Source organism: Mycobacterium sp. NGS54 (assembly GCF_059812465.1).
In genome coordinates this window covers 185,292-196,966 of record NZ_JCALCS010000006.1, presented here as the reverse complement: position 1 = coordinate 196,966, position 11,675 = coordinate 185,292, and the positions used below count along the sequence as shown (strand labels likewise).

7 protein-coding genes and 3 rRNA genes are annotated in these 11,675 nt (G+C 62.8%); 6 read left to right on the top strand and 4 right to left on the bottom strand.

Annotated elements, in window-relative coordinates; all coding sequences use genetic code 11:
* Nucleotides 1–2: 2 nt before the first annotated feature.
* Entirely contained in the window at nt 3–368 is a 366-nt protein-coding gene (locus AC5Y5E_RS20110) for a F0F1 ATP synthase subunit epsilon (RefSeq protein ID WP_499904445.1), read from the top strand.
* Between the two features lie 6 nt (nt 369–374).
* Entirely contained in the window at nt 375–818 is a 444-nt protein-coding gene (locus AC5Y5E_RS20105; protein WP_499904443.1) for a DUF2550 domain-containing protein, read from the top strand.
* A gap of 80 nt (nt 819–898) precedes the next feature.
* Here the strand turns inward: AC5Y5E_RS20105 and AC5Y5E_RS20100 are convergent, their stop codons facing one another.
* Entirely contained in the window at nt 899–1,480 is a 582-nt protein-coding gene (locus AC5Y5E_RS20100; protein ID WP_499904441.1) for a cob(I)yrinic acid a,c-diamide adenosyltransferase, read from the bottom strand.
* Nucleotides 1,481–1,552: 72 nt separating this feature from the next.
* Between AC5Y5E_RS20100 and murA the strand changes: the two genes are divergently transcribed.
* The 4 genes from murA (at nt 1,553) to rrf (ending at nt 8,273) form a co-directional block, all read left to right on the top strand.
* Nucleotides 1,553–2,806 (top strand): UDP-N-acetylglucosamine 1-carboxyvinyltransferase, encoded by a 1,254-nt coding sequence (murA, locus tag AC5Y5E_RS20095; protein WP_077102943.1) that lies wholly within the window; start codon nt 1,553–1,555, stop codon nt 2,804–2,806.
* A gap of 381 nt (nt 2,807–3,187) precedes the next feature.
* Nucleotides 3,188–4,707: ribosomal RNA gene (locus AC5Y5E_RS20090) — 16S ribosomal RNA — on the top strand.
* A gap of 275 nt (nt 4,708–4,982) precedes the next feature.
* A 23S ribosomal RNA gene (locus AC5Y5E_RS20085) occupies nt 4,983–8,080 on the top strand.
* Between the two features lie 80 nt (nt 8,081–8,160).
* Nucleotides 8,161–8,273, top strand: a 5S ribosomal RNA gene (rrf, locus tag AC5Y5E_RS20080).
* Together the 16S, 23S and 5S rRNA genes form the textbook arrangement of a ribosomal RNA operon.
* A 46-nt stretch (nt 8,274–8,319) precedes the next feature.
* Here the strand turns inward: rrf and AC5Y5E_RS20075 are convergent.
* From AC5Y5E_RS20075 to AC5Y5E_RS20065, 3 genes are all read right to left on the bottom strand, one after another.
* Nucleotides 8,320–8,811 (bottom strand): methylated-DNA--[protein]-cysteine S-methyltransferase, encoded by a 492-nt coding sequence (locus AC5Y5E_RS20075; RefSeq protein ID WP_499904439.1) that lies wholly within the window; start codon nt 8,809–8,811, stop codon nt 8,320–8,322.
* Nucleotides 8,808–10,295, bottom strand: a complete 1,488-nt coding sequence (locus AC5Y5E_RS20070; protein WP_499904437.1) for an AlkA N-terminal domain-containing protein — start codon at nt 10,293–10,295, stop codon at nt 8,808–8,810. The genes AC5Y5E_RS20075 and AC5Y5E_RS20070 overlap by 4 nt, the downstream gene beginning before the upstream one ends.
* A 67-nt stretch (nt 10,296–10,362) precedes the next feature.
* Nucleotides 10,363–11,667 carry an amidohydrolase family protein gene (locus AC5Y5E_RS20065; RefSeq protein WP_499904435.1) on the bottom strand — a complete coding sequence of 435 codons (1,305 nt, stop codon included), beginning with the start codon at nt 11,665–11,667 and terminating at the stop codon, nt 10,363–10,365.
* Nucleotides 11,668–11,675: the final 8 nt, after the last annotated feature.

Here is an 11,675-nt window from a genome sequence, read left to right as displayed (position 1 = left end):
GCATGGCCGAATTGAACGTTGAGATAGTCGCCGTCGACCGCAAGATCTGGTCGGGTGAGGCAACGTTCCTGTTCACCCGCACCACCGTCGGTGAGATCGGGATCCTGCCCCGCCACATCCCGCTGGTGGCGCAGTTGGTTGACGACGCCATGGTGCGTGTCGAGCGCGAAGGCGAGGACGACCTGCGGATCGCGGTTGACGGCGGGTTCCTGTCGGTCACCGAGGAGCAGGTCAGCATCCTGGCCGAATCCGCGGAGTTCGAGTCGGAGATCGACGAGAGCGCCGCCCGGGAGGACGCCGAATCCGACGATCCCCGCATCGCCGCAAGGGGGCGCGCCAGACTGCGCGCCGTCGGCGCGATCGACTAACAGTCGATGAGCGCGCCCATGGCCGGCATGGTCGTGCTCGTCGTCCTGTTAGCCGCCGCCGTCGTGGCCCTGAGCTATCGGCTGTTGAAGCTGCGGCAGGGCGGAACCGCAGGAATCATGCGCGACATTCCGGCCGTCGGAGGCCACGGCTGGCGGCACGGGGTGATTCGCTACCGCGGCGGCGAGGCCGCGTTCTACCGGTTGTCCAGCCTGCGGCTGTGGCCGGACCGACGGCTCAGCCGGCGCGGCGTGGAGATCGTGGCCCGGCGCGCCCCGCGCGGCGACGAATTCGACATCATGACCGACGAGATCGTCGTGCTGGAGCTGCGCGACACGACGCAGGACCGACGGTCGGGTTACGAGCTCGCCCTCGACAAGGGCGCACTGACCGCGTTCTTGTCCTGGCTGGAGTCGCGGCCCTCGCCGCGCGCACGCCGCCGCAGCGTTTAGGAGGCCGAGAGTCGTCGAAACTGCGTTGAGAGTGCGGTTTTTGGCGCGAATCGCGCTCTAGGCGCAGGCTCGACGGCACTTTACCCCTCCGGCGCGCCACCGCCCGGCTTCCAGAGCACGTCCCCGCCGGGGTTGGCCACCCGAGCCAGGATGAACAGCAGGTCCGACAGTCGGTTCAGGTATTTGGCCGGCAGCACGCTGACGGCCTCCGGGTGCGAATCGACCGCGGCCCACGCCGAGCGCTCGGCCCGGCGCACCACGGTGCGGGCGACGTGCAGCAGCGCCGACAACGGCGAACCGCCAGGCAACACAAAGGAATTCAGCGCCGGCAGCGCTTCGTTATATTTGTCACACCACGCCTCGAGCCGATCGATGTAGGGCTGGGTGACCCGCAACGGGGGATGTTCGGGGTTCTCCACCACCGGGGTGGACAGATCCGCGCCGGCGTCGAACAAGTCGTTCTGGATCTGGCGCAGCACGCCCGCGATTTCCTCGGTGGCTTGGCCGAGGGCGATCGCGACACCGATCGCGGAGTTGGCCTCGTCGCAATCCGCGTACGCAACCAGGCGGGCGTCGTTTTTGGAGACCCGTGAGAAATCGCTCAATCCCGTCGTTCCGTCATCGCCGGTTCGCGTATAGATGCGGGTCAGGTGGATCGCCATGAGCCAAACGGTACTCGGCTGGCCGCGCCCGGCTGACTGACAAGCCGATACCGCTTCATTAGACTGACGCGGGTGACAGAGCGATTCGTGGTGACCGGCGGGAACCGGTTGTCCGGCGAAGTCGCTGTCGGGGGCGCCAAGAACAGCGTGCTCAAGCTGATGGCCGCGACCCTGCTGGCCGAGGGCACCAGCACCATCACCAACTGCCCGGACATCCTCGACGTGCCGCTGATGGCGGAGGTCTTGCGCGGCCTGGGCGCCACCGTCGAACTCGACGGCGACGTTGCCCGCATCACCTCGCCGGACGAACCCAAGTACGACGCCGACTTCGCGGCCGTGCGCCAGTTCCGCGCCTCGGTCTGCGTGCTCGGTCCACTGGTCGGCCGGTGCAAGCGCGCCCGGGTCGCGCTCCCGGGCGGCGACGCGATCGGCTCGCGTCCGCTGGACATGCATCAGGCCGGCCTGCGACAGCTCGGCGCGCAGTGCAACATCGAGCACGGGTGCGTCGTTGCTCAGGCAGACACGTTGCGCGGCGCGGAGATTCAATTGGAGTTTCCCTCCGTCGGCGCCACCGAGAACATCCTGATGGCCGCGGTCGTGGCGGAGGGCGTCACCACTATCCACAACGCGGCGCGCGAACCCGACGTGGTGGACCTGTGCACGATGCTGAACCAGATGGGCGCACAGATCGAAGGCGCGGGCTCGCCGACCATGACGATCACCGGCGTCCCGCGGCTGCACCCCACGGAGCACCGCGTGATCGGGGACCGCATCGTCGCCGCCACCTGGGGGATCGCCGCCGCGATGACCCGCGGCGACATCGAGGTCACCGGCGTCGATCCGGCACACCTGCAGGTGGTGCTGCACAAGCTGCACGACGCGGGTGCCACCGTCACCCAGACCGACAGCAGCTTCCGGGTCACTCAGTACGAGCGCCCGAAGGCCGTCAACGTGGCGACATTGCCGTTCCCCGGCTTTCCGACTGATCTGCAACCCATGGCCATCGCGCTGGCGTCGATCGCCGACGGCACCTCGATGATCACCGAGAACGTGTTCGAGGCGCGCTTCCGGTTCGTCGAGGAGATGATCCGGCTCGGCGCCGACGCCCGCACCGACGGGCACCACGCCGTCGTGCGTGGCCTGCCCCAACTGTCCAGCGCCCCGGTGTGGTGTTCGGACATCCGCGCCGGCGCCGGCCTGGTGTTGGCGGGGCTGGTCGCCGACGGAGATACCGAGGTCCACGACGTCTTTCACATCGATCGTGGCTACCCGTTGTTCGTGGAAAACCTGGCGATTTTGGGAGCGGAGATCGAGCGGGTAGAGTAGTCAAAGTCAGTGCCCCACAAGGCCGGTCACCTCTCGAAGATGGCCGAAACCGGGGCCTTGACTCCCTCGCCGGATCGGTACTAGCCTGGCACGGCTGCCCCTGCAGCGGTCACCACAATGAGATGGCCAAAACTGGGGCTTGACGCCTCCGCCAGACCGGTATTAAGCTGGCAGGGTTGCCCGGAAGCGGGCGAAAACAAGCAAGAGTGTTGTTTGAGAACTCAATAGTGTGTTTGGTCTTTTTATTTTGTTGTTGTTTTTTGACCATACTCTGCACCCCCCGTGTGTGGGTATGGTCGTTTTTTGATGCCAGTAATATTGGTGTCTTTGTTAGGTCAGATTTTCTCTGATTGTAAATTCACCTCGTTATCGAGGGGTTTTTGTTTGGAGAGTTTGATCCTGGCTCAGGACGAACGCTGGCGGCGTGCTTAACACATGCAAGTCGAACGGAAAGGCCCCTTCGGGGGTACTCGAGTGGCGAACGGGTGAGTAACACGTGGGTAATCTGCCCTGCACTTCGGGATAAGCCTGGGAAACTGGGTCTAATACCGGATAGGACCATTTAGCGCATGCTTTATGGTGGAAAGCTTTTGCGGTGTGGGATGGGCCCGCGGCCTATCAGCTTGTTGGTGGGGTGACGGCCTACCAAGGCGACGACGGGTAGCCGGCCTGAGAGGGTGTCCGGCCACACTGGGACTGAGATACGGCCCAGACTCCTACGGGAGGCAGCAGTGGGGAATATTGCACAATGGGCGCAAGCCTGATGCAGCGACGCCGCGTGGGGGATGACGGCCTTCGGGTTGTAAACCTCTTTCAGCAGGGACGAAGCGCAAGTGACGGTACCTGCAGAAGAAGCACCGGCCAACTACGTGCCAGCAGCCGCGGTAATACGTAGGGTGCGAGCGTTGTCCGGAATTACTGGGCGTAAAGAGCTCGTAGGTGGTTTGTCGCGTTGTTCGTGAAATCTCACGGCTTAACTGTGAGCGTGCGGGCGATACGGGCAGACTGGAGTACTGCAGGGGAGACTGGAATTCCTGGTGTAGCGGTGGAATGCGCAGATATCAGGAGGAACACCGGTGGCGAAGGCGGGTCTCTGGGCAGTAACTGACGCTGAGGAGCGAAAGCGTGGGGAGCGAACAGGATTAGATACCCTGGTAGTCCACGCCGTAAACGGTGGGTACTAGGTGTGGGTTTCCTTCCTTGGGATCCGTGCCGTAGCTAACGCATTAAGTACCCCGCCTGGGGAGTACGGCCGCAAGGCTAAAACTCAAAGGAATTGACGGGGGCCCGCACAAGCGGCGGAGCATGTGGATTAATTCGATGCAACGCGAAGAACCTTACCTGGGTTTGACATGCACAGGACGCCGGCAGAGATGTCGGTTCCCTTGTGGCCTGTGTGCAGGTGGTGCATGGCTGTCGTCAGCTCGTGTCGTGAGATGTTGGGTTAAGTCCCGCAACGAGCGCAACCCTTGTCTCATGTTGCCAGCGCGTAATGGCGGGGACTCGTGAGAGACTGCCGGGGTCAACTCGGAGGAAGGTGGGGATGACGTCAAGTCATCATGCCCCTTATGTCCAGGGCTTCACACATGCTACAATGGCCGGTACAAAGGGCTGCGATGCCGCAAGGTTAAGCGAATCCTTTTAAAGCCGGTCTCAGTTCGGATCGGGGTCTGCAACTCGACCCCGTGAAGTCGGAGTCGCTAGTAATCGCAGATCAGCAACGCTGCGGTGAATACGTTCCCGGGCCTTGTACACACCGCCCGTCACGTCATGAAAGTCGGTAACACCCGAAGCCAGTGGCCTAACCCTTTGGGAGGGAGCTGTCGAAGGTGGGATCGGCGATTGGGACGAAGTCGTAACAAGGTAGCCGTACCGGAAGGTGCGGCTGGATCACCTCCTTTCTAAGGAGCACCACGAAAAGCACCTCAATTGGTGGGGTGCGAGCCGTGAGGGGTTCCCGCCTGTAGTGGGCGGGGCCGGGTGCACAACAGCAAATGATTGCCAGACACACTATTGGGCCCTGAGGCAACACTCGGATCGATTGAGTGCTTGTCCCCCCATCTTGGTGGTGGGGTGTGGTGTTTGAGAACTGGATAGTGGTTGCGAGCATCTAAATGGACGCACTGCCGATGGTGGTGTGTTCGTTTTGTGTAATTTTATTCTTTGGTTTTTGTGTTTGTAAGTGCTTAAGGGCGCATGGTGGATGCCTTGGCATCGAGAGCCGATGAAGGACGTGGGAGGCTGCGATATGCCTCGGGGAGCTGTCAACCGAGCGTTGATCCGAGGATTTCCGAATGGGGAAACCCAGCACGAGTGATGTCGTGTTACTCGCATCTGAATATATAGGGTGCGAGGGGGAACGCGGGGAAGTGAAACATCTCAGTACCCGTAGGAGAAGAAAACAATTGTGATTCCGTCAGTAGTGGCGAGCGAACGCGGAACATGGCTAAACCGCACGCATGCGATACCGGGTAGGGGTTGTGTGTGCGGGGTTGTGGGATTGATACGTCCAGCTCTACCTGGCTGGAGGGTAGTCAGAAAGTGTCGTAGTTAGCGGAAGTGGCCTGGGATGGTCCGCCATAGACGGTGAGAGCCCGGTACGCGAAAACCCGGCACCTACCTTGTATCAACTCCCGAGTAGCAGCGGGCCCGTGGAATCTGCTGTGAATCTGCCGGGACCACCCGGTAAGCCTAAATACTTCTCGATGACCGATAGCGGATTAGTACCGTGAGGGAATGGTGAAAAGTACCCCGGGAGGGGAGTGAAAGAGTACCTGAAACCGTGTGCCTACAATCCGTCAGAGCCTCCTCGTGGGGTGATGGCGTGCCTTTTGAAGAATGAGCCTGCGAGTCAGGGACACGTCGCGAGGTTAACCCGTGTGGGGTAGCCGCAGCGAAAGCGAGTCTGAATAGGGCGCATCCCCGTTGGGGTGTAGTGGCGTGTTCTGGACCCGAAGCGGAGTGATCTACCCATGGCCAGGGTGAAGCGCGGGTAAGACCGCGTGGAGGCCCGAACCCACTTAGGTTGAAGACTGAGGGGATGAGTTGTGGGTAGGGGTGAAAGGCCAATCAAACTCCGTGATAGCTGGTTCTCCCCGAAATGCATTTAGGTGCAGCGTTGCGTGTTTCACCACGGAGGTAGAGCTACTGGATGGCCGATGGGCCCTACTAGGTTACTGACGTCAGCCAAACTCCGAATGCCGTGGTGTATAGCGTGGCAGTGAGACGGCGGGGGATAAGCTCCGTACGTCGAAAGGGAAACAGCCCAGATCGCCGGCTAAGGCCCCAAAGCGTGTGCTAAGTGGGAAAGGATGTGCAGTCGCAGAGACAACCAGGAGGTTGGCTTAGAAGCAGCCACCCTTGAAAGAGTGCGTAATAGCTCACTGGTCAAGTGATTGTGCGCCGATAATGTAGCGGGGCTCAAGCACACCGCCGAAGCCGCGGCAACCGAAAGGTTGGGTAGGGGAGCGTCCCCCATTCAGCGAAGCCACCGGGTGACCGGTGGTGGAGGGTGGGGGAGTGAGAATGCAGGCATGAGTAGCGATAAGGCAAGTGAGAACCTTGCCCGCCGTAAGACCAAGGGTTCCTGGGCCAGGCCAGTCCGCCCAGGGTGAGTCGGGACCTAAGGCGAGGCCGACAGGCGTAGTCGATGGACAACGGGTTGATATTCCCGTACCCGTGTGTGGGCGCCCGTGATGAATCAATTCTGCTAACCACCCAAAAGGTGGTCTATCAATCCCTTCGGGGTGCGAGGATCGCCGGCTGCGTGGGACCCGGATTGGTAGTAGTCAAGCAATGGGGTGACGCAGGAAGGTAGCCGTACCAGTCAGTGGTAATACTGGGGCAAACCTGTAGGGAGAGCGATAGGCAAATCCGTCGCTCATATTCCTGAGAGGTGATGCATAGCCGATTGAGGCGAATTCGGTGATCCTCTGCTGCCAAGAAAAGCCTCTAGCGAGCACACACACGGCCCGTACCCCAAACCGACACAGGTGGTCAGGTAGAGCATACCGAGGCGTACGAGATAACTATGGTTAAGGAACTCGGCAAAATACCCCCGTAACTTCGGGAGAAGGGGGGCCGGAATACCGTGAACAGCCTTGCGCTGGGAGCGGGATCCGGTCGCAGAAACCAGCGAGAAGCGACTGTTTACTAAAAACACAGGTCCGTGCGAAGTCGCAAGACGATGTATACGGACTGACGCCTGCCCGGTGCTGGAAGGTTAAGAGGACCCGTTAACCGCAAGGTGAAGCGGAGAATTTAAGCCCCAGTAAACGGCGGTGGTAACTATAACCATCCTAAGGTAGCGAAATTCCTTGTCGGGTAAGTTCCGACCTGCACGAATGGCGTAACGACTTCTCGACTGTCTCAACCATAGACTCGGCGAAATTGCACTACGAGTAAAGATGCTCGTTACGCGCGGCAGGACGAAAAGACCCCGGGACCTTCACTACAACTTGGTATTGGTGTTCGGTACGGTTTGTGTAGGATAGGTGGGAGACTGTGAAACCTCAACGCCAGTTGGGGCGGAGTCGTTGTTGAAATACCACTCTGATCGTATTGGACACCTAACGTCGAACCGTATATCCGGTTCACGGACAGTGCCTGGTGGGTAGTTTAACTGGGGCGGTTGCCTCCTAAAATGTAACGGAGGCGCCCAAAGGTTCCCTCAACCTGGACGGCAATCAGGTGTTGAGTGTAAATGCACAAGGGAGCTTGACTGCGAGACTTACAAGTCAAGCAGGGACGAAAGTCGGGATTAGTGATCCGGCACCCCCGAGTGGAAGGGGTGTCGCTCAACGGATAAAAGGTACCCCGGGGATAACAGGCTGATCTTCCCCAAGAGTCCATATCGACGGGATGGTTTGGCACCTCGATGTCGGCTCGTCGCATCCTGGGGCTGGAGCAGGTCCCAAGGGTTGGGCTGTTCGCCCATTAAAGCGGCACGCGAGCTGGGTTTAGAACGTCGTGAGACAGTTCGGTCTCTATCCGCCGCGCGCGTCAGAAACTTGAGGAAACCTGTCCCTAGTACGAGAGGACCGGGACGGACGAACCTCTAGTGCACCAGTTGTCCCACCAGGGGCACCGCTGGATAGCTACGTTCGGACAGGATAACCGCTGAAAGCATCTAAGCGGGAAACCTTCTCCAAGATCAGGTTTCTCACCCTTTTAGAGGGATAAGGCCCCCCGCAGAACACGGGTTCGATAGGCCAGACCTAGAAGCCCAGTAATGGGTGTAGGGAACTGGCACTAACCGGCCGAAAACTTACCAACACAAATCGCAACCACAATCCAGCGCCTGGCAGTAATGCCGTGGCGCACCACACCCCCCACCAAACACATTTAAATAGAGTTACGGCGGCCACAGCGACAGGGAAACGCCCGGTCCCATCCCGAACCCGGAAGCTAAGCCTGTCAGCGCCAATGATACTGCCCGATCGGGTGGAAAAGTAGGACACCGCCGAACATATACAAAAACACCCCCGGCAACGGGGGTGTTTTTGCATTCTCCATTAATCGAATAACGTCAGGTTCTCTCGTCGTTTTTCTAATTCGAGCAGTGTGCGCTTTCGGTCGAGCCCGCCGCCGAAGCCGGTGAGGCTTCCGTTGGCGCCGATGACGCGATGGCAGGGAACGATAATGGCGATCGGATTGTGGCCGTTGGCCCAGCCCACCGCGCGCGCGGAGCCCGGCGCGCCGATCTGCTCGGCGATTTCCCCGTATGATCGGGTCTCGCCATACGGGATTGTCAGCAGCGCATTCCACACCCGCCGCTGGAATTCGGTGCCCCGCAGCTCGAACTCGATGTCGAAGTCGGTGAGCTCGCCGGCGAAATACGCGATCAATTGCGCGACGGCGTCGTCGAAGGCCCGCGGGTCCGGCGACCAGTCGGCGCGGTCCGGTTCGTAGGTCTGATCGACCATCCGCAGATTCGTCAAAGCCGAGCCGTTTCCGGCCAGGGTCAGGTAGCCGATCGGGCTCTCGATGGTGCGGTAGCGGATCATGCGACCTCCCGTGGCGGCCAATGGTTTACCGGATGCTCGAGGGTGGTCCACAGATGCTGGGTGGCGTAGGAGCGCCAGGGTCGCCAACGGGCGCTGCGCTCGATGAGCTTGCGCTGATCGGCGGGCAGTCCGAGTTCCTTTGCGGCCAACTGCAGTCCGAGGTCGCTGGCGGGAAAGGCGTCCGGGTCGCCCAGGGCGCGCATCGCGATCACCTCCGCGGTCCAGGGGCCGATGCCGGGCAGCGCCAACAACTGCGCGCGGGCGCCCTGCCAATCGCTGCCGGCGTCCAGGACGACGTTTCCCTCGGTTAGCCCCGCGAGCAGCGCGGTGAGCGTCCGTTGTCGGGCCTTCGGCACCGCCAGGTGGATGGGATCGATCTCGGCCAGCTCTTCGACCGACGGGAAGGTGTGGGTCAACGCGCCCCCGGGATCGTCGATCGGCCTTCCGTAGGCCGCGACCAGCCGGCCCGCGTGCGTCCTCGCGGCCTTGGTCGAGACCTGTTGGCCGAGCACGGCGCGCACGGCGAGCTCGGCCTCGTCGACCGTGCGCGGAATGCGTTGCCCTGGCGCCTTTTCCACCATCGGCGCCAGCTCGGGGTCGCCGGCCAGCGCATCGACCACGGCTTCCGGGTCCGCGTCGAGGTCCAGCAACCGCCGGCAGCGGGCGATCGCCGTCGTGAGGTCGCGGAAGTCGTCCAGCGCCAGTTGGCAGCGCACGTGGTCGACGGCGGGCGTCAGCGTTACGACGGCGCTGCCCCGGGGCAGCCGAAGGCTGCGCCGGTAGGCCCCGTCGCGGACCTCCTCGCAGCCGGGCACGGTCCCGGCCGCGAGGTGCCCGAACACACCCTCGTAGGCGAACGGCGTGCGCACCGGTAGTCGAAGGTACAGCGCCCCAGGTGAATTGGCGTCCAGCGTCGACCGCACCGCCGCGTGTCGGCGCAGCGCCGTCGGGGTGAGCTCGAACACCAAACGCACGGTGTCGTTGAACTGGCGGATGCTGGAGAATCCGGCCGCGAAGGCGACGTCGCCGAACGGCAGGTCCGTGGTCTCGATGAGCACCCGAGCCGTCTGGGCGCGTTGCGCGCGGGCCAGGGCCAGTGGCCCGGCGCCGACCTCGGCCTGCAGGAGGCGCTCCAGCTGGCGGGTCGTGTAACCGAGGCGACTCGCGAGCCCGCCCACGCCTTCCCGGTCCACCGTCCCGTCGGCGATCAGCCGCATCGTGCGCGCCACGACGTCACCGCGCACGTTCCATTCGGGTGATCCGGGAGACGCATCGGGACGGCATCGCTTGCACGCCCGGAACCCCGCGCGCTGGGCGGCCGCCGCGGTCGGATAGAACCGCACGTTGCGGGCGAACGGCGGCCGCACGGGGCAGCTGGGCCGGCAATAGATCCGCGTCGTCAGGACCGCGGTGACGAACCAGCCGTCGAAGCGGGCGTCCTTGGACTGGACGGCCCGGTAGCAGCGTTCGAAATCCTCGTGCACGGTTCCACAGTTACACCCGGCCACCGACAAAACTGGCGGAAAAGCGACATCGATGTGGGGCGCGTGCTCATCGCGCGCGAAGCAGCCGTTCGCCGGATTCCAGGAGGCGGCTACGTAGGCCTTCCAGGTCTGCCTCGATCAGCGAATGGTCCCGTTTGCGCCAACGGCCCGCAATCATCACGGCTTCGATGTTGACGATGCCGGCGTGGAGCGCGGCGGCGATCGGGTCACTGGCCGGCCAGAGGTTGAGCGGTCTCGCGTCGATGACGACCAGGTCGGCTTGCATGCGCGGTTCGATTCTGCCGATCCGGTCGTCCAGCCCAAGGGCGCGCGCGCCTTCGACGGTTGCCCATGACAACGCCTGCTTACTGGTCACTGATGGCGACGGGGCTATCGCACCGGCCACCTGCCGGTGGCGCTCGTGGTCGAGACCGCGCTGATGGGCCAGCGCGATGCGCGCGCCGCCCAGAATCTCCCCGGATACCGCCGTGTCGGTGTCGGTGCCCAACGACGGCGCCGCGCCATGTCTCAACAGGTGTCCGGTGATGGGGACGCCATGGCCGTGCCCGAGCTCGCTTTCCGGTGTGACGGTGAAGCTGACGCCTGCAGTGATCAGTCGGCCGAACCAGTCGTCGGTGAGACCGGCGCCGTGGACGATGTTGGTGCGCGGCCCGAACAGTCCAGCGGCGTGGACCGCCTCCCATCCGGCCCCCGGTTGGCCGCCGCTTTGATGCATCGAGGCGATGAGGCCGCGTTCGGCGGCGGCACGCAAATCGGCGACGGCCACGTCCGGTGTCGCGTATTGCGGCCCGGCGATCGCCATCCCGACGGTGAGTGTGCCGAGCGCTGAGGCGGGTCGGTCGAGAAGCCGGTCGACCTCGGCCAGCGGATGGGTCACGTCGGGGGCTCGCTTCGGCGCTCCGTGCAGAAACACGGCGCGGATGCCGGATCTTTCCAACCCTTCGAGGGCCGCGCCGGTGTGCTCAGGCGTCGCGTTGTTGTGACACCAGTCACCCAGCGTTGTTGTGCCGCAATTGATTTGATTGACAGCACCGGCCAGGTTGCCGATGTAGAGGTCATCGGGCGTGTAGCGGTCCGCAACGCCACCGTGCATGTGCCGCAGGTAGTCCAGCAGTGTCCAGTCGGCGCCCGCCAAGCGCAGCGCGCTCTGCCACGTGTGTAGATGAGCGTTGACAAGGCCGGGCATGATGACGCGACCGGGAAGGTCGACCGTTTCGGCGTCCGAATCGTCAACGCGGTCGCCGAGTTCGGTGATCTCATCGCCCTCGACGACGATGTCGATGCGCTCCGCATCGGGGCGGGCCGTCGACATGGTGATCACCTGCGCTCCGCGCAGCACGGTGCGGCTCATGGGCGGAC